Raw genomic sequence first — 18,634 nt, 5'->3', positions numbered from 1 at the left:
ATAAACAAGACTGTTGCTCTTTTTTTTCAAATAACCAGACTAAAAGACGCTTACCTAAAATCCCCTCCAACTATAAGTTTCTATTATTTCCCCCTCAACTCAAAGCACCATCTACCTTTCACATAAAGATATATCTTACTAATTAGCAACAAAGAAAAAGGAATCCAGACAGAATAAAATACCAGTAGCCTTCTACCTTCATCTCCAAATGATGGCAAAAAAAGCATTGTGACTAGTAAAGAAGAGTAAACCATCAACCCTTTCCAATATTTCCTGAAGAATAAGATAAAGCCTAAGAAACCCAATGCACCCATTAAAAGAAATATCGATATCACAGATTCATTTAACTTAAACATAAAATTATACAGCAATCCCCAACCAGTTGGATAAAAAGAATTTTCTACAGCTCTACGATAAGAATATAAATGAAACTTCTGCTTATAGTACTCCTGTTTATCACCCATAAGTGCATAAACCGAATCCGCTTGATGCTTAAATGTCCCATCCAATGAGAGTGCAAATTGCTTTTTGCTATCCATTGCCCAAGTCTTCACCAAAATTTGCTCAGCATCATTAACCGGTATTTGACCAGAAAAACGATATACTCTCATTGCCGTACAAAACTCACCCATATCAAACGTAAAAGAAGTACCAAGTGCCTTAACAATTCTAATATCAGGATATGACCTATAAACTTTCATCATCCAAGGAGTTATCGTTAAGCAAGAAACAATAGTTACCAAAGCAGCATCTACAAAGAACCTTTTTAAAGAGCGTCTATGAATAATAAATATATATATAACAATTCCCAATCCCATAACCGCCAATGCTTTCAATGTCAGAATTGCGATCCCAAGTAATAATCCGACTAAGAACAAAGATATTCGACTCCCCTTAAACAAATATCGAACAAAAAAGTAATTAAGAATCAACAGTAAACTCACTTGAAAAGAATCCCTTAACAAGGTTTGTAAATAGAAAAAACAGGGAAGGAATAGCAAATATATGACCGTAACAATTGTCGCCCTTTTCTCCGTAGTAAAATATAATAAAGTCAAGAAGAAGAAACAAATAGAAATAGAGTCTATAAAAGCAAAAGCCAACCTTCCCCAATAAAATTCTGGATGATATTCCAATACTGCATATTTTTCAATAGAATAATCAGAAATTGGGAGTACATCCACACCAAAAAAGGAAGCAACTTGATACGCAACTTTCAAGATATAAACAGTTGCAGGTTCCCTAAAAAACACATCCTCCGTGGGAGATTCCAAAGGTGAAAAATAACCATTATTGATTAGGTTCACTGCATACATATGATACCCTGCAGCATCTGGATATAATTCATTAATGTTATAAGATAAACAAAAGATGACTCTAACAACAAATGCCGTCAAGAATAATAAACCTAGTTTCTTCTTCATTATTATAAGTTTTTTACATTAGCTACCAATAATGCGAACTATCTCATCTACTTCTGCATCTGTCAACTCATAGAACATAGGCAAACGTACTAAACAGTCTGCAAAATGATCTGTATTAGTCAATACCCTTCCGTCATGTTTATCATGATAATATTCACTAGTGTGCAATGACAAATAGTGAAATACAGCCAACACTCCATTCTCTTTCAGCTTTTTGATTAATTCAGTACGCTGTTCCAACGATTGACAAACCAAATAATACATATGAGCATTGTTGGTTGCATAATCAGGAATATTTGGCAGAGTAATATTTGGCAAAGCTGCTGCTGATAATGCATCATTATACCGGTTCCATAGTTCTTTCCTACGCAATTGGATATTCTCCAAATTTTCTAACTGCGCCCACAGAAACGCAGCAATAACTTCCGAAGGCAAAAAAGAACTCCCTATATCAACCCAACCGTATTTATTTACCGCCCCACGGAAGAATTCGGCACGGTTAGTACCTTTCTCCCAAATAATTTCTGCACGACGAATAAATCGTTCATCATTGATAGCCAACATTCCGCCTTCCCCAGAAATTATATTTTTAGTTTCGTGAAATGAGAAAGCTGCCAAATGCCCGATACTTCCCAAAGGCTTTCCTTTATAATAAGAATCAATCGCCTGAGCAGCGTCCTCAATCACTAAAAGATTGTATTTTCGTGCCAAATCCATAATAAGATCCATATCACAAGCCACTCCTGCATAATGAACTGGAACGATCGCCTTTGTTTTAGGAGTAATCAGTTCCTCAATACGTGTAGCGTCAATATTCGGATTATCAGGACAACTGTCAGCAAATACAATCTTTGCTCCTTGACGAACAAAAGCCAATGCTGTTGAAACAAAGGTATATGAAGGAACAATCACCTCATCACCCGGCTGGATATCAGCCAGTATAGCACACATTTCCAGAGCATCAGTACAAGAAGTCGTCAATAGAGACTTCTTAAAACCATACTGTTTCTCAAAATACTCCTGGCATTTCTTGGTAAATATCCCATTACCCGAAAGTTTGCCACCATACACTGCCTGGTACATATAATGTGCCTCTTTTCCTGTTAAGTATGGTTTATTAAAAGGTACTTCATTCATTATATATTATATTTAGCATTTCCAACTATGATAAATAAAAGTCATCTCTGTCACACGCATTTCACATTTCTCATAAAAAAGGCAAGCTATATTATTACTAGCCTGTGTTGCAACATTCAGTCGATCTATTCCTTTCAGCCTCAAAGTCTCCTCACATTTCAACATTAAAGTTTTACCCATGCCTTTAGCTTGAACATTTTTATCCGTCGCAATCAACCCAATAACACCTTCTTCATGTATTATCTTCAAAGTAACAAAAGCACAAATTTTCCCTTCTTCCTCTATATAGAATAGATGGTCAGCCATTTCTCCGGAAATAGAATTATCAACCCACATCCTATACATTTCCTCAAATTTACCTTTAGCAAAGTTTGCGTCCAATTTATATCTAGAATGTTCTCCACTAAGATATGCCAAACTATACAACTGTTCACGTCTAACGCATGTATCCTCGTACTTGTTGTAGTCCTTTATTCTATAGTCTGTAGATAAACTTAAATTTAAATTTTGTTTTGAATATATAAGCTTACAGTCAACTAAGAGATTATTTCTATGTGATAAAAAAGCATCATCCACAATAATCTCATTCTCCATAAGATATAACAAATCATACTTATCAATTTCATTATTAGAGACAGTTAATAGCTTATCGCGGTTTGTACGCCCGACCTCTAATCCTAAAAATTGACTATCCCAGTTTAAACGTTCGATTGACATATATTCAATTCTTCTTTAACTATAAACACAGGTCGTTTCTTGGTATTATCAAAAACCTTCCCTATATATATACCCACAATTCCTATAAGCATAACTATCATTCCTGATAAGAACCAAATAGAAACGATCAAACTCGCAAACCCAATAACATTTATATCTCCCAAAATATATCTTACTAGAAAATAGCAAGCTATACACAGAGACATGAATGATAGGAAAAATCCAAATTTCACAACTAATTTTAAAGGCTTATCCGAAAAGGCAATAATATTATCAAACGCTAATTTGAATAATCTTCTTATATTATAGCTAGAAGTTCCCTCCAATCGTTCAGAATGACGGACTGGAAGATAACATTTATCATATCCTACCCACTGAGCCATTGTCGGGAAATAACGAACACTATCTTGCATTGATAAAATGGCTTTCACCACCTTCCGATTATAAATTCCGAAATTAGCAACACTACTATCCTGCCTCGTCTCAGTCAAGTAACTAAATAATCCATAAAAGCATTTTGATGACATACGTTTGAAGAAAGAATCCTGACGCTCAACTCTCTGTGCAAAAACAGAATCCCATCCTTCTAAAGCTTTGACATATAAATTAGGAATCTCATCCGGACGATCCTGCAAATCACAGTCCATCACAACTACCCACTCACCCGATGCATAACTTAATCCAGCTGTTATCGCATAATGTTGCCCAAAGTTACGACTCAGATTTATACCTTTTACTCGCGAATCTTTATGGCAAATTTCTCGTATCTTCATCCATGAACGATCAGGTGAGGCATCATTTACCAACACAATCTCGAAATCAGATGTTAAAGGCTCCACATTCTTGACAATTTGTCTAACCAATTCCTCTACGATATTCTCAGCTCTATAAATTGGAGATACTATACTAATTTTCATATCGTTTTCTTTTTAATGACTATAATTTCAGATAATTCATCTTCAGCTATGACTTCCAAAGTTGTTTCTATCTGATAATTCTTTTTTATACAATATTGTATATCGTGTAGTACAGGAGCATCAACTTTTGCCAGAAATATCAAGATAGGCTTTTCCACAAAATCAAGATGTGAATCTACCTCACAGTTAAGAGGAATTTGTGTCATCCAACCATTAATAATCATCTTAACATTTAATACTTTAAAGACAGATGTAACACCAAACGGATTTAATCCTTCTAAAATAAGTCCAGCACCCAATGGAGTAAAATCACAATCTATAAAACGCTGGATCAAATTTATCTGTTTATCAGCTATTCGTCTTTGCTCCTTTTTAACAGCATACATATCAGCCGTTTGCATAATAATTGTGTGCAAAGTTAACAAATAAAACACAGATGAAACTATTATTTTCCAAATCTTCTTCTGATAACAGGTAATCAACAAAGTAATTATCAACATTAATGGAACAATAGAAGAAAGAAACACACGTTCTTTTACTGTTGCATTAAGAGACACCCATGAAAGTAATATAAAAAATGATAATCCCGAAAAAAGTAATCCCCATCGATAAGTTACTCTCCGTTCAAGCATTAATAATAATATTAATAACAAAATGCAAACAATTGTATCCACATAAAAACATATCCATGTTTTTATGTTCTGAAACTTATCAAAAAGAGGTTTGGCATCTAATGACTCTTTCACTCGAGTAATCACATGTAAATCCAAAACTGCCGGATCTGCAATAAAATTACCTAGATTTCGTAAATCATTAATGTCTGCAACAGAGCAAGCAGGACTATCATTTAGTAATTTCGCAAAATTAGGATTATCATTCAATGCTCCACGAACCCGATTGTAATCTACATAATACTGCCATTCAGGATTATGTTTATATACTTGAGCATCTACACCCCTTGCCAACACTGGAAGAACAAGAATAGCAAATAAAATTAGTCCCGTATTCAAAAATTGCCGTTTACTCCGTATTCGTCCACTCAGTGGAAACATCATCACTGGAGCATAAACTCCAAAACAAAGCATCGCAGCTTCAAAGCGAATCAAGCTACCAATTAAAAAAAGGAATAGTCCTAAAATTTTAACCTTCTTTCCTCGCTCAAAATACAAAGACAATCCAGCACAGGCAACTATAGCGGCCGTCGTTGTAAATTGAAATCCTACAATAAACCGAGCTTGTAATACAAGTAATAGTAGCAACAACAATAACTGACCAAAAGCCGTAGTAATCCGCTTACTATACACCCATAATATTATAGAAAAACTTATAATATGGAGTAGACAAAACAAAATGGTATACCATTCTAATCCAGGCAAAATAAAATATAATCCTTTCAGCAGAAAACCATAAATTACATTAATAAAGACCAAATGAAAATCTGGCGTACCAGAATATGCCCCAGAAGAAATCATTAACATCACCACATCATCATTCGTCTCAAAGCGAATTGATAAAGACCAAGACATAAACAGAAAAATAGCCACCCAAGCTCCCAACGCCAGAGGATATGTAAATGTTACTCCTTTCTTCGACATAAAAAGAGTAACCAAACGAATAAGTCTATCCATTCTATAATTTCACAGTAACAATAATACCAATCATGATTATAAGCAACCCCAGTAGCTTTCCGATTGTGAAAGTCTCTCCAAGCACAAAAATCCCAACAATAAAAACCAGTGCAGGAGAAAGAGACATAAATGGATAAGCATAAGTTAGCTCAAACTTGGTCATCGCTAACATCCAAAAGACAGAAGCAACAAATGCACTCACAAATCCCGAGAATATCAATGGATCAAATAAAAATTTCATATAAGAAACAATCATCTGTCCTATTCCTCCAGTCGTGTTTAAAGACCAATTCAAATCTGAAATTCGCCATTTCAGAATAATCTGACCGTATACGGTAAATAGAATGGTAAAAAAAACATATAAATATCCCATAGCTAAGTTTTGATTAGGTACGCAAAGGTACGACTAAGTATAGAAAAAGACAAATAAAATTGTTTTTTTTAAGAATACACAAATTACTTATTTACAAGATATCCCTGAGCAAGACTAATATAGAATCTGCAAAAAAGAGCCCCGTTACCAATAATTCATGAAAATAAAAATACTTCAAACAAATAATTATAAAATAAATCTTTATATATTTGCCAATAATATAAATCAAAAAACAAATAGAATGAGAATTGGTATATTGTATATTTGTACTGGCAAATATGATATTTTTTGGAAAGACTTTTACCTAAGTGCAGAACGCTACTTCCTACAAAACCAATCTTTCATTCTTGAGTATTATGTATTCACAGATAGTCCTAAACTATACGATGAAGACAATAACAAACATATCCACCGAATAAAACAAAAAAATTTAGGATGGCCTGATAATACATTAAAACGTTTTCACATATTTCTCCAAATAAAACAGCAATTACTACAAGAAACCGACTTTCTGTTTTTTTGTAATGCAAACCTACTTTTCAAACAAAATATTGGACCAGAAATTATTCCCCTCAAAACAGAGAATCAACTTGTAGGAACAATACATCCAGGCTTCTACAATTCACCTAATTCAGAATTTACATACGAACGCCGATACAACTCAAAAGCATATATTCCCAAAGGAGAAGGAATACACTATTATGCTGGCGGTTTTTCCGGAGGATACACAGAGAGATACTTACAACTTTGCGAAACTATAAAGTCATGGGTTGATATAGACAATTCTAAGAAAATTGTGGCAATATGGCATGACGAATCACATATCAACAAATATTTCCTCGAAAACCCGCCATTCACTTTATCCCCTGCTTATTTATATCCGGAAGGATGGTCTATTCCATTCAAAGAAATCATAATGATTAGAGATAAAAGCAAAGAAGAATATGGAGGTCATACCCTTTTACGAAAAAAAGAGCCATGGAACAACAAACTCTTGTACGCTCTCAAAAGATTCTTTCGCCTTTCTGAATAACAAAACAATGTTTTTTGATTAAAACAAGTTAAACATGAAAGCGTATCTCTTTGATTTTCATCAATACATTATAAAAAAATAGGATTCATAAGTAACTCCTTCCAACAATATTCTATTTCATCATCACAAAGCACAACTACTTTTGCAGAATTATCTGCCAACAATGCCCCATATTTTCCCAAAGTACCTTTACTTGTTATTTGATGTTTACAATGTGCTATTAAGAATAAATCCATATATCCTTTATCTGATCCATTTAGATTGACTACCTGGCCTTCATCCACAAGCGACAGTTGAGGAAGCAAGACTTTACTAACCCAATCAGGTTCATCCGAAAAGAAATAAAAATAAGCATCAGGAAATCTCATTCTGAACATATCCACCGCCGTTTGAAAATACTTCAATGACGCAGGCTTCCCATAATCAAAAACCTCTACTTTCAAATCTCCTCTACGAACATGGACCGCAACAGAATTGGCCTTTTCATCAATAGCTTGACAAAATTCCTTATTAGGATCATCCAAAACCTCTAAAGACATTTTAAATATAGAATGAAACATTTCCAGCCACAAATTAGCAGGTAAATGATAATAACCACCCAAATAAACAGGAGGTTGTTTCTGTAGAAAACTAAAATCATCTACACGCTTACCTGTATTATTTCCAACATTATAATACCTTTTCCTATATACATCGACTGCCAAAGCCGAAGCTTCTTTAAATTCAAGATAAGGGAAAGCCCTCAATAAATCAAAGTTACGTACAAACTGATTATTCAAATCACTACCCCATTTTTTATAAAAAGCCAAATCATAGCGCACAGCAAATGCCTGTTGAGCATAATACTGCCCCAATAAATATTGATGCATCTGAGAACAGATTCCTCCATCCAATTGTACGATAACTTTAGGTGAAATCAGAAGTTTTCTCTTCAATAAAGAGTTATAATATTTACATTTCAGTTTTTGAAAAGACATCTTTATAGTTTATTTTTTCTACAATACTGTTTCAACTTCATATACCCCAATAAAGGAGAAAATTTATAATAAGATATGATTTTCAGCTCTTGCTTGGACATTTCATTACGAAGTTCCGGAAATAAATTCAAGCTACCAATTATACGTTTCATATCCTCATTCACATATTCCAGTCTCCGCCATGAAATACTCAAAAAGGTTTTCTGTAAATGCATAACAGCCATTTCCTTCTCCAAAAGTCCATATACCCCTTTTGATTTTAAGAAATTTTCTATCCAATTCTGAAAAGCTCTATATTCTTCATATCTAGCTTTATGAACTTGCAATGACATAGCCGTAGAATATCGATTATAATTAAGAATAGGTTCCGCTAGTGACACTACTTTTTTAGCACACAATGCAAGCTGAGTTATGAGTATAGCATCTTCCCCAAAAGAAATTTCAGGAACTGTCTGAATTATATTTTCTTGAAACAAAGAACTTCTCTGAAAATTTGACCAGACACTCCAATATGCTCGGGAATGAAGTATCTCAAGATAATATTCAAAACCTGACAATGCTTCAAATTTCAGATCAACAGACTTTTGAGCTGGTCTATCTTGAAAACAAAAATTGAATGGAGCCGCAACAATATCAGCATCCGTTTCTTCTGCCCGACGAACTAGTCTTTCAATAGCAGTTTCTAACAAAGTATCATCACTATCTAAATGCTGTATATATTTACCATGTGCATGCTCTATTCCTGTTTTTCTAGCCAATGGCAAACCTCCATTGGCTTTATTTATACAAAAGAAACGATTATCTAGCTGCTCATATTTTCTGATTATGGACAGGCTATTGTCTGTGCTACCATCGTTCACGACAATCACCTCTAAAATCTTATAAGTCTGTTTTATAACACTCATAAAACAAGCATCCAAATAAGCCTCGCTATTATATACAGGAATAATTATAGAAACCAAAGGCAATGAGTCATTCATATCCACAAATATTTAATCACACAATCGTTCAAACAAGGCATACCATTTCTCACCTATTTTATCTGGAGAGTAGCTGTGAGCTTTCATTATTACATTCTTCTGAATTTCCCGGCATTTCTGAGGATTCCGCAGTAATGCTAAAAGTTCCTTGGCATATCTTTTTTTACTAAAAGGGGGAATCAAAATACCATTCACTCCTGTTGGCTCCAAGATTTCACGAACTCCCGCCGTACAATTAAAAGCTACAGGAATCACCCCATTAGCTTGAGCCTCTGTTAGCACTAAAGGCCACCCTTCATAATTCGAAGTCAAACAAAGAACCAAAGAATCATCATAAAAGCGACGAACATCAGCATGATAGCCTGCAAAGACAACACGTTCTAAATGCAATTTAGCTACTAAAGTCTCCAGATGAGTCCTTTCATCTCCATCCCCAACTAGTACTAGTTCCCAATCCGGCATTTTCCTATATATTTTATGCCAGATATGAATTAAACGATCAGCCCTTTTATCATCATAAGACATTCGCCCAACAAAAAGCAACTGTTTCTTCTTATCCAAATTTACCTGGGGAATTTCCTTCTCTGAATTAGAAATTACATATATTTTATCTCCAGATTTTGTCATTCCTATCTTTTTAAGCAAATCCTTTTTATAACTCTCACACAATACAGTATAAGCATCAACCAGTTCATAAATTTTAATATGTCTCACACGAATCGGAGGATCATATTTTTTTAGCCACATAGTTTTAGGGTATGTCAACATCCACCACTCCAGAGTCTTAAAGAAATCACCTCTAGCTCTAGCTTTCTTTATATAAAAAGAATACAATACCTCCCAAAAAGGTACACTATGAAGGGCAAATACCAATTTACAACAAGTCTGTCGTTTCACCGCCTCTAACAATGGGATAAAAGAACAAACAGGCAATACAAATATATCTATATCAAAAGAGTGAATCACATCAACCACATATTGTATTCCGGAAGCCTCTGTAACGGATACCTTATCTGGCAATTTCAGCACAGTTAATTGGGAATAATTGCCTTCATTGACATTAGAAGCAAGCACATACACTTCATATCCCCGATTCGAGATATAATTAGCAATATCTATTGTTACTCTTTCTGCTCCACCAGCAGGAAAGTTTTCATGATAAAACAAAACTTTCCTTACATTCATATCCTATTCCTTTTAAATTTATTATAATGTATCAATCGATAAACAGGCCACAAATAAATTATTTTCCACAACTTCTTATAACAACGAGACTCTAATTCTCCTTTTTTCAACAAAGGAAACAATTCCTTCATTCTATGCCTCATATCATTTATTGGCTCCCGAAAATCTCCAGGTTCTACACGTAGCATAATATCTTTAAAAATGGAAAAGCAGATACGCAACATCATCGTTTGTACTTCACAGAGTTCTTTATCCTTAAACAAACCTTGCCTATTCACAAATTCCACCCTACTAAATTCTGATAGAAAATAGTGATAATAATTAATCGGAGTAATAGTATGACAGATACTATCCAAACGTTCAATATAGTGATAAAAAGATTTATCCACCCACACAATATTAGTACACGTTAGTACCCATTCGTGCATAACGAGACGATCTTCATATAACCTGCCTACAGGAAACTCACGTGCATCAAAAAAGGATTTTTTAAACAACTTGGTACAAACAGAGCAGCTTATTTTTTCCCACATCATATCTCTTATAAAATCCTCACGAGAGCACAATTCAACAGAACCTGAATTACGAAAAGGAAAAACACTTTCTTTATAATCAAAATCAAGAACATAATTACAATACGAAAAGTCAGCCTGATATAATTCAATAGCATCCAACATTTCCTGATACATAGTAGGCTCTATATAGTCATCACTGTCAATAAAACCCACATAAGGAGCAGAGGCTACCTTAAGGCCTTCATTACGTGCAATTGACAAACCAGCTTCTGAAAGATGCAAAACTTTTACACGTTTATCTGATCTGGCATACTCATCGCAAATATCGGCAGACTGATCTGTTGACAAGTTCTCAACTAATATTATCTCAATTGATTTTAAGGTCTGATTGCATATAGAATCTACACATTTACGCAGGTAATCTGCTGTATTATGTACCGGAACAATAACACTTATTAAATAATTATCCTCCATGCAAAATTTACATATTAATGCGAATCAGCAGTTGATCATCATCTACCTTTTCGCTTGTTAAAATGTTATTATTCAGTTAATTATCTCATTAATTTAATTTTCTAATCTCCTTGAAAATCAGTATATTAGAAGAATAAAACCATTCATTGTTCTAATTATGATTCCCAAGGAGAAAGAATTAAAACTTATAAAAATATATATGTATATCTGCGATGTTTACGAGTCTTCACTCAAGTTCTACTGCCAGAGATTCAGTAATAACAATCATCCAATCTTTACCGATCAGGAACTGCTTACTGTATATCTGTTCTGTGGAGCTTATCAGCAATACTTTAAAATCAAAGACATACATACCTTTACCAAAGAATACCTACTTTCATGGTTCCCTGACTTGCCTTCTTACCAAACATTCAATCATAGATTGAATTTGATGCCGGAAGCAATCAGCGAACTCGTCAGGCAGTTAATCCATTCATTCAAACCTCAAGATTGTGACAGTATGAAATCATTAGTTGACTCGATGCCTATCATTACTTGCGCAGGAAAGAACAAAGTAGGAAAGGTAGCCACTGAGATTACTTCCAAAGGATATTGTTCGACAAAGAACATATATTATTTCGGACTAAAACTCCATGCAGTGGCTTTCCGTAGAAAAGGAACTATACCTTTTCCTGAAATGCTCATACTTTCCGCGGCTGATGAAAATGACTCCACTGTATTCAAAAGAGAATGTGTGGGAAATCTGAACAATAGAGAAATATATGCCGATAAAATATATTCGGATATACCATTCTATAAAGAGACAAAAGAATCCAAAAAACTCGAACTATTTACTCCTGTAAAAGCTATCAAAGGAGAATCACCTGAAATAACAAAAAGGGAGAAAGCGGCAAGAGACTTGTTTTCAACGGCAGTCTCAAAAGTCAGACAACCCATTGAAGCATTATTCAACTGGTTGAATGAAAAAACAAATATTCAAAGAGCGATGAAAGTCAGATCTACATCTGGACTTCTGGTACATACGATGGGAAAAATTGCCATCGCATTAATTACTCTAATTTTTAACTAAGGAATCAAATACTGATCCGCATTATTAATAGATGCAACAAAGATAGCCATAAAATCAGTTTCAACTAAATTTTCATCGTTTTTTATAGAAAAATCCACTTTTACATACTATTTATCATTACTTTTGTCTCTATATAAGCTATAAGTATCACAATAAGCTTGATTTCACACATTAAAATTCATCAGAAATGACCAATATTTTATTTGATATTATTTCAATTCAAGGAAGCATTAATGGAGGTGCAGAATTCACTTTTAGAGTTCTGGAGGAGCTAATAGCACTGAAAAATATCCGAATAATTGGTTTATATGATTCAAATATTGAATTTATTGAAAAGGATCTTGACTTTTATCATCAAAAATTATCCAATGTCATAGACATAAACCAGTCCGAAAGCATTAGCCATATCATAGAACAAGAACAAATAGATACATTTTTCATTGGCATAGCACAACGTTACTTCGAGTACAATCTTGAAAATATATTTTGTAAAATAGTTATTGTTATCCACGACATTGGAGATATTGAGACTTATGATAACAAAATATCTATGTTATGGAAAAAGGAAAAACGTTTTCAGCTAAAATTATTCCCCCAAAAGGTAAAGAAAACCCCTTATGATAACTATCAGAAATTAATATTATTTTGTGAACAGCCTAATGTAAATATAATAACAGTATCAGATTACTCTCAAAGTAGTATTTTATATTATTTTCCCCAATTATCATCTAAGAAAATAGACATACTATATCCACCAATGAGAAAAATTATCATTGAAGAATCTATAGAGAATGACACATTAAGAAATTTTTTACTCACTGGCAGATCTTATTTTTTGCTTTTAAACATACATAGAAAAGACAAAAATGCTCAAATGGTACTAGAAGTATTCAAACGTTTTGCCACTGAATACGATAGCAGTCTTGTAACCACCGGAGGAGGTGAAAAGCTGTTCCCCAAACACATAAATCTCCCATTACTATCGCCTTCAGATTTAGGTCATGCTTATAAAAATGCTTACGCCCTCATCTTTCCTTCTCTTCAAGAAGGATTTGGTTACCCACCACTAGAAGCTATGGGATATGGAGTTCCCGTAATCTCATCAAATGTATGTTCTATGCCCATTATTTTATCCAACAGCGCTCTGATGTTCTCCCCATTTTATAAAAACGATCTTTTCATGAAACTTAAAATGTTCAGAAAAGACTACCTCTTTTATAAAGAACAAGCAAATATCAGATATGGAGTTATCACCGAAAAGCAACAAAGTGATTTCAATACATTAATAAAGAAAATCATTGGTTAATAGCCCCATCTTTTGAAAATTCAGTCGCTTTTCGAGTTTCTTCCAAATAGCGAAATCCCCATTTCAAATCAGGCTCCAAGTGATTTCCCTCCGCCCATTCATTCCAAGCATTGATAAAAACAAAATTTTCATCTTTACTAAATGGAACAAATTTACCTACCACTGTTCGCAACCATTCACCATATTTTTCCGGAGTACTTTTATCCATTATAAACATCTTTTGCTTTCGACGAGAAGTATTATCCCACATTGGAGTAACCCCCGGATACATTTTATAGTCAGGAAAAGGAGTTTTACAGATATAATCTACATATTCCGAATAATTAATCTTTTTCTTCTTACATGTATTAAAAAGGTGACGATTTATATTATAAGCAAACTTCCGTAATGGATTTCTCTTTTTTTGAAATTCATTCATTTGATGAGTGAAAGGTTGAAACTCTACAGCAGCATCAAAACCATCCTGAAGGTATTCTTCTCCATAACAATCCATAGTTTCGACGCGGCATAAATATAATTCAACTCCTTTACTAGCTGCTTCTTCCCGCCATACTCGAATGGTCTCTTTCATATTTGGGAAAAGCATGGAACGATAAATCAAAAACACAGGCTTACCATCCACTTTTATATACCGAGAATCACTAAAAACATTTTCTAACAGATAACGAATATGTGCACGATCATCCTCTTCTGAGTAATTTTGAGCAATCAAAACATGCCGACTTCCACCATCCCATGCCCTAGTCCAGTTCTCATTAGCCCAACAAAGCATAAATGGGAAATCAGGTTTACCGGAAGATAGTATTTCTTTTAATGGCCTTTCCATTAATTGACGACCATTAAACCAATAATGATAATAACAAAAACCATTAATCCCATACATTCGAGCCATATCTGCTTGCTGCTCACGAACTTCCGGAATACGCAAATCATAGAAACCTAAATCTGCAGGTAAATGCGGCTGATAATGACCACGATAAAGAGGCCTAGCTTTGACCACATTTCTCCATTCTGTAAATCCCTTGCCCCACCATTCATCATTTTCTGGAAATGGATGATATTGCGGCAAATAAAATGCTATAATTCTTTTGTCAACCATATCTTTCTTTATTACACTTCACAATTCATTACAACCTATCTCTATCTCTTGTAGGTTGCCATGGATTCAAAAAACTCATGTATTTATTAAACCGTTCCCATCTATATGCCCACACACTTGTTCCAAAACATCCTTTCAGCTTTTCAAACAACAACAATCTCATTTTCGGATCAACTTTTGCACGCTTTATATTTTTATAAAGCATTCCATGCCGTATCAAACGCTTATAACACTCTATTGGATAAGAAAATGATTCAACATAATGTACAACTTGAATATCTTCAAGAATCGCATTACCTGAAGCGTTACCCTCAACAGTTGTACTTGTTGAATGCAATCGAAACAGGTTTAACTTTTCATATAACTCAACAACACTCCCTTGCCTCGCCATCTCTATCCAAAAAAGCCAATCACCACTATAGCGCATTGAAAAGCAAGACAAATCCTTTATCTGTTCAAAACTTTGTTTACGAAAAACAACGCCACTAGCATTATAAATATAATTACGCCAATAAAGATTATGTTTTATATAATCTTCACCATTAAAGACACCCATATTGCAAGGGCGACGCAATTGTTTTGAAGTCCAACGGTCAAAATCTGTAGATAGTTGATTCCCGTTCTCGTCTATACAGTGTGAACCTAAAAAACAGAAAGAAGCATGAGGATATTGATTTAAAACAGAAACAGCTTTCTCCAAAAAAGAAGCATCAGCTGCATCATCACTCTCGGCAATCCATATATATTTTCCACGAGACAAACTTATTCCTTTTTGCCATTGAGCAAAAGGACTCCCTGTATTGACTGAATTAATCTCCAAATGAGCAACACGAGAATTTGTTTTATAATGGTTTAAAATAGACACACTATCATCGGTTGAAGCATCATCCAATAATATAATCTCATAATCCGTATATGTTTGTGCCAATACCGACTCAATACGTTGTTGTAAAAAACGAGCATAATTATAATTAGGGATGATTACGCTAACTTCCACCGGGTGATTTTCCATTACAAATACACTATTTATCTTAGTTATTATAACAAACTGATAGCAAAGATACAGATATTATTCTTAAAAAAGACGCTAACCCTCTAATGTTTAGCAAAAAAGCCCTCAACGCTTGTCACAACCAAATAAAATGTATACATTTGTAGAATTTTAATGCAAGCCCCTTAACTATTTAACTAACTTAGTAATAATTATATGAATAAACCCATGGCGAGCAACATAAGTACATCGCTAATTATATCCACCTATAATAGAAGCGACGCATTAGAATTATGCGTTAAAAGCGTGCTACGTCAATCTCTCCTTCCTGGTGAAATTATCATTGCAGATGATGGTTCCAAAGAAGACACAAGAGAACTAATTCATCAATTGGCAGCTTCCTCCGAAGTTCCCATTATTCATGTTTGGCATGAGGATTTAGGCTTCAGACTGGCCTCCATCCGCAACAAAGCTATTGCGAAAGCATCTAAAGAATATATTATACAAATTGACGGAGATATCGTCTTACACAAAGATTTCGTCAAAGATCATGTACGTTTTGCCCAAAAAGGTAGCTTCGTAACCGGTAGCCGTGTATTAATCCGGGAAGGCTTAACAAGAAAAATGTTAGCAGAAAAAAACTGCATCATTTCCATTCACGACAAAGGTACTAAAAACACAATCAACGGAGTACATTTACCTTGGTTGAGTCCGCTACTTCAACATTATCGTCAATGGGATGTTTCTTACTCGAGAGGATGCAATATGGCTTTCTGGAAAGAGGATTTGTTAAAGGTCAATGGGTACAATGAAGCTATAACCGGATGGGGAAGTGAAGATCATGAATTAGTATGCCGCCTCATCAATAACGGTGTACGCAAGCGTACCATCAAATTTGCGGGAATTGTGTTCCATCTTCATCATGAACTACACGGAACAGATAATCTATACAACAACCGCAGTATTTTGAACGAAACAAAAGTCAGGAAACTAACCTGGTGCGATAAAGGAATCATACAAAACTAATATGGAAAAGAATTTGAACTTTTTAGATCGAAACGAATTTAACTACAGCCCATCAAAAGAAGTGGTAGAGGCTTTAAAAAGCTTCGATATAAATAAACTTTGTTTTTATACCCGCATTTATGATGAAGGAAAGAAAAGTATATTATCCGTTTTCTTATCCGAGCTATATGATATAGATGAAACTCAAGTCTTGTTAGGATACGGTGGAGAAGATATTCTGAAGCAAGCTGTTCATTACTTCCTGACTCAAGAAGATGGAAACAAAACGATGTTGATTCCCAAGTTCTCATGGTGGTATTATAAATCAATAGCAGATGAGGTGAATGGTCATACTCTGCAATATCCTCTTTACGAAGACGGCAACACCTTTAAATATGACTTTGAGACACTGAAAGATATGATTCAGAAAGAGAATCCGAAGATTCTTTTACTGGCTTCTCCCAATAACCCTACCGGTAACGGTTTAACTCCGGAAGAACTGGATGAACTGCTTGCAGAGGTACCCAGCCAAACAGTGGTACTGATAGACGAGGCATACGCTTCTTTTGTTTCAACTGATACGAGTTATATCAAACGCTTGGTCAACAAATATCCGAATTTGATTATTTCCCGTACTTTATCCAAGTTTTATGGATTACCAGGCCTACGCATGGGATTCGGATTTATGAGTAAAGAACTGGAAAAATTCAGTAAATACAGTAATAAGTATTTGGGATACAACCGAATATCCGAAGATATTGCTATTGCAGCTCTTAAATCGGATACACACTACCGGAACATTGCAAAACTAATGAACGAAGATCGAAAGCGTTACGAGACAGAAATTGGTGTATTGCCCGGGTTCAAAGTATATGAATCAGTGGCCAATTTTATCTTAATCAAATACCCGATAGAGTTAAAAGAGGCTTTGCAAAAGGCTTTTGCAGAACAGAGCTATAAAGTGAAGTTTATGAATGAACCGGATATCAACACTCATTTGCGTATCACATTGGGACGCCCAGAGCAGAACCGGATTGTTATAGATACAATTAAAGAAATCGCATCCAAATGAAAGCAGTAATATTAGCCGCAGGAATAGCCTCACGCTTACGCCCGCTGACCGATACAACGCCCAAATGCCTCCTCAAGATAGGAGAACGATGTCTACTGGAAAGGGCTTTTGATGCTCTGATACAAAATGGATTCGACGAATTCATTATCGTCACGGGGTATCGCCAGCAACAAATCGTTGATTTTCTGCAGACACGTTATCCAGTCCAAAATATTACTTTCATCTATAATGACAGATATGAATCAACCAACAATATCTATTCATTATGGCTTACCCGACCGTATACAGACGGGGAAGAAATATTGTTATTAGACAGCGACATTGTTTTTGATCCTCAAATTGTAGAGAAACTGCTTCACTCGGACAAGGCCGACATATTGGCACTGAACCGGCATGAGCTCGGAGCGGAAGAAATAAAAGTCATCGTAGACGATGCACAAAAGGTTGTTGAAATCAGCAAAGTTTGTTCTATATCCGATGCTATCGGAGAGTCTATCGGTATCGAAAAGATGTCAGCAGAATACACCAAAGCTCTATTCCGTGAACTGGAAATTATGATTACTACCGAAGGACTGGACAATATATTCTACGAACGGGCTTTTGAACGACTGATTCCGCAAGGATATAGTTTTTACGTCATGGACACCACCGAGTTCTTCTCGGCCGAACTGGACACTGTAGAGGACTTTCAACAAGCACAAAAGCTGATTCCAGCCAGTCTTTATTAATCAA

General features: G+C 34.8%; 18 protein-coding genes. 6 read left to right on the top strand and 12 right to left on the bottom strand.

Going from position 1 to position 18,634, the window contains the following annotated elements; all coding sequences use genetic code 11:
* Positions 1-83: 83 nt before the first annotated feature.
* The 6 genes from GD631_RS05890 to GD631_RS05865 are packed head-to-tail and all read right to left on the bottom strand — an operon-like array spanning position 84 to position 6,196.
* Positions 84-1,424 carry an ArnT family glycosyltransferase gene (locus GD631_RS05890; RefSeq protein ID WP_143256781.1) on the bottom strand — a complete coding sequence of 447 codons (1,341 nt, stop codon included), beginning with the start codon at positions 1,422-1,424 and terminating at the stop codon, positions 84-86.
* A gap of 18 nt (positions 1,425-1,442) precedes the next feature.
* Positions 1,443-2,561: a dTDP-4-amino-4,6-dideoxygalactose transaminase gene (rffA, locus tag GD631_RS05885; protein WP_143256780.1), complete on the bottom strand. Its 1,119-nt coding sequence runs from the start codon at positions 2,559-2,561 to the stop codon at positions 1,443-1,445.
* A gap of 12 nt (positions 2,562-2,573) precedes the next feature.
* Entirely contained in the window at positions 2,574-3,278 is a 705-nt protein-coding gene (locus GD631_RS05880; protein WP_143256779.1) for a GNAT family N-acetyltransferase, read from the bottom strand.
* Positions 3,260-4,195: a glycosyltransferase family 2 protein gene (locus tag GD631_RS05875; RefSeq protein ID WP_143256778.1), complete on the bottom strand. Its 936-nt coding sequence runs from the start codon at positions 4,193-4,195 to the stop codon at positions 3,260-3,262. Before GD631_RS05875 ends, GD631_RS05880 begins: the two co-directional genes overlap by 19 nt.
* Positions 4,192-5,823, bottom strand: a complete 1,632-nt coding sequence (locus GD631_RS05870; protein WP_143256777.1) for a glycosyltransferase family protein — start codon at positions 5,821-5,823, stop codon at positions 4,192-4,194. Before GD631_RS05870 ends, GD631_RS05875 begins: the two co-directional genes overlap by 4 nt.
* Before the next feature lies 1 nt (position 5,824).
* Entirely contained in the window at positions 5,825-6,196 is a 372-nt protein-coding gene (locus GD631_RS05865; RefSeq protein WP_143256776.1) for an EamA family transporter, read from the bottom strand.
* Between the two features lie 157 nt (positions 6,197-6,353).
* Between GD631_RS05865 and GD631_RS05860 the strand changes: the two genes are divergently transcribed.
* Positions 6,354-7,229 (top strand): family 6 glucosyltransferase, encoded by an 876-nt coding sequence (locus tag GD631_RS05860; protein ID WP_223225800.1) that lies wholly within the window; start codon positions 6,354-6,356, stop codon positions 7,227-7,229.
* A 68-nt stretch (positions 7,230-7,297) separates the two neighbouring features.
* Here GD631_RS05860 and GD631_RS05855 read toward each other — a convergent pair whose 3' ends face one another.
* The 4 genes from GD631_RS05855 to GD631_RS05840 are packed head-to-tail and all read right to left on the bottom strand — an operon-like array spanning position 7,298 to position 11,360.
* Positions 7,298-8,206, bottom strand: a complete 909-nt coding sequence (locus GD631_RS05855) for an alpha-1,2-fucosyltransferase (RefSeq protein WP_143256775.1) — start codon at positions 8,204-8,206, stop codon at positions 7,298-7,300.
* A 2-nt stretch (positions 8,207-8,208) separates the two neighbouring features.
* Positions 8,209-9,186, bottom strand: coding sequence for a glycosyltransferase family 2 protein (locus tag GD631_RS05850; RefSeq protein WP_143256774.1), 978 nt, complete (start codon positions 9,184-9,186; stop codon positions 8,209-8,211).
* 12 nt (positions 9,187-9,198) lie between these two features.
* Positions 9,199-10,371, bottom strand: a complete 1,173-nt coding sequence (locus GD631_RS05845) for a glycosyltransferase (RefSeq protein WP_143256773.1) — start codon at positions 10,369-10,371, stop codon at positions 9,199-9,201.
* Complete coding sequence (locus GD631_RS05840) at positions 10,368-11,360, bottom strand: glycosyltransferase family 2 protein (RefSeq protein WP_143256772.1); 993 nt, start codon at positions 11,358-11,360, stop codon at positions 10,368-10,370. Before GD631_RS05840 ends, GD631_RS05845 begins: the two co-directional genes overlap by 4 nt.
* 157 nt (positions 11,361-11,517) lie before the next feature.
* Here GD631_RS05840 and GD631_RS05835 point away from each other — a divergent pair, with 157 nt between their 5' ends.
* Entirely contained in the window at positions 11,518-12,429 is a 912-nt protein-coding gene (locus GD631_RS05835; protein WP_244983359.1) for a transposase, read from the top strand.
* 187 nt (positions 12,430-12,616) lie between these two features.
* Positions 12,617-13,735, top strand: coding sequence for a glycosyltransferase (locus tag GD631_RS05830; RefSeq protein ID WP_143256771.1), 1,119 nt, complete (start codon positions 12,617-12,619; stop codon positions 13,733-13,735).
* Here the strand turns inward: GD631_RS05830 and GD631_RS05825 are convergent.
* A complete protein-coding gene (locus GD631_RS05825; protein ID WP_143256770.1) occupies positions 13,725-14,834 on the bottom strand; it encodes a glycosyltransferase WbsX family protein in 1,110 nt (369 codons plus the stop codon). The genes GD631_RS05830 and GD631_RS05825 overlap by 11 nt on opposite strands.
* Before the next feature lie 28 nt (positions 14,835-14,862).
* Complete coding sequence (locus GD631_RS05820) at positions 14,863-15,846, bottom strand: glycosyltransferase family 2 protein (RefSeq protein ID WP_143256769.1); 984 nt, start codon at positions 15,844-15,846, stop codon at positions 14,863-14,865.
* Between the two features lie 195 nt (positions 15,847-16,041).
* Between GD631_RS05820 and GD631_RS05815 the strand changes: the two genes are divergently transcribed.
* From GD631_RS05815 to GD631_RS05805, 3 genes are read left to right on the top strand one after another with little or no spacing between them, the layout of a single operon-like run.
* The gene (locus GD631_RS05815) at positions 16,042-16,851 is read left to right on the top strand and encodes a glycosyltransferase family 2 protein (RefSeq protein ID WP_143256768.1); all 810 of its coding nucleotides are present in this window, start codon (positions 16,042-16,044) and stop codon (positions 16,849-16,851) included.
* Position 16,852: 1 nt separating this feature from the next.
* A complete protein-coding gene (locus GD631_RS05810) occupies positions 16,853-17,902 on the top strand; it encodes a pyridoxal phosphate-dependent aminotransferase (RefSeq protein WP_143256767.1) in 1,050 nt (349 codons plus the stop codon).
* On the top strand, positions 17,899-18,630 hold the full coding sequence (locus GD631_RS05805) for a phosphocholine cytidylyltransferase family protein (protein ID WP_143256766.1): 732 nt from the start codon (positions 17,899-17,901) through the stop codon (positions 18,628-18,630). Before GD631_RS05810 ends, GD631_RS05805 begins: the two co-directional genes overlap by 4 nt.
* Positions 18,631-18,634 lie beyond the last annotated feature (4 nt).

Source organism: Bacteroides luhongzhouii, assembly GCF_009193295.2.
GTDB classification, from domain to species: Bacteria; Bacteroidota; Bacteroidia; order Bacteroidales; family Bacteroidaceae; genus Bacteroides; species Bacteroides luhongzhouii.
Note: the sequence above shows the minus strand (reverse complement) of the source record. Positions and strands in the feature narration are given on the sequence as shown.

Bases quoted from the DNA above. Each gene is read 5' to 3' on its own strand.
- GD631_RS05890 (WP_143256781.1), bottom strand. From the start codon at position 1,424: ATGAAGAAGAAACTAGGTTTATTATTCTTGACGGCATTTGTTGTTAGA.
- rffA (WP_143256780.1), bottom strand. From the start codon at position 2,561: ATGAATGAAGTACCTTTTAATAAACCATACTTAACAGGAAAAGAGGCA.
- GD631_RS05880 (WP_143256779.1), bottom strand. From the start codon at position 3,278: ATGTCAATCGAACGTTTAAACTGGGATAGTCAATTTTTAGGATTAGAG.
- GD631_RS05875 (WP_143256778.1), bottom strand. From the start codon at position 4,195: ATGAAAATTAGTATAGTATCTCCAATTTATAGAGCTGAGAATATCGTA.
- GD631_RS05870 (WP_143256777.1), bottom strand. From the start codon at position 5,823: ATGGATAGACTTATTCGTTTGGTTACTCTTTTTATGTCGAAGAAAGGA.
- GD631_RS05865 (WP_143256776.1), bottom strand. From the start codon at position 6,196: ATGGGATATTTATATGTTTTTTTTACCATTCTATTTACCGTATACGGT.
- GD631_RS05860 (WP_223225800.1), top strand. From the start codon at position 6,354: ATGAAAATAAAAATACTTCAAACAAATAATTATAAAATAAATCTTTAT.
- GD631_RS05855 (WP_143256775.1), bottom strand. From the start codon at position 8,206: ATGTCTTTTCAAAAACTGAAATGTAAATATTATAACTCTTTATTGAAG.
- GD631_RS05850 (WP_143256774.1), bottom strand. From the start codon at position 9,186: ATGAATGACTCATTGCCTTTGGTTTCTATAATTATTCCTGTATATAAT.
- GD631_RS05845 (WP_143256773.1), bottom strand. From the start codon at position 10,371: ATGAATGTAAGGAAAGTTTTGTTTTATCATGAAAACTTTCCTGCTGGT.
- GD631_RS05840 (WP_143256772.1), bottom strand. From the start codon at position 11,360: ATGGAGGATAATTATTTAATAAGTGTTATTGTTCCGGTACATAATACA.
- GD631_RS05835 (WP_244983359.1), top strand. From the start codon at position 11,518: ATGATTCCCAAGGAGAAAGAATTAAAACTTATAAAAATATATATGTAT.
- GD631_RS05830 (WP_143256771.1), top strand. From the start codon at position 12,617: ATGACCAATATTTTATTTGATATTATTTCAATTCAAGGAAGCATTAAT.
- GD631_RS05825 (WP_143256770.1), bottom strand. From the start codon at position 14,834: ATGGTTGACAAAAGAATTATAGCATTTTATTTGCCGCAATATCATCCA.
- GD631_RS05820 (WP_143256769.1), bottom strand. From the start codon at position 15,846: ATGGAAAATCACCCGGTGGAAGTTAGCGTAATCATCCCTAATTATAAT.
- GD631_RS05815 (WP_143256768.1), top strand. From the start codon at position 16,042: ATGAATAAACCCATGGCGAGCAACATAAGTACATCGCTAATTATATCC.
- GD631_RS05810 (WP_143256767.1), top strand. From the start codon at position 16,853: ATGGAAAAGAATTTGAACTTTTTAGATCGAAACGAATTTAACTACAGC.
- GD631_RS05805 (WP_143256766.1), top strand. From the start codon at position 17,899: ATGAAAGCAGTAATATTAGCCGCAGGAATAGCCTCACGCTTACGCCCG.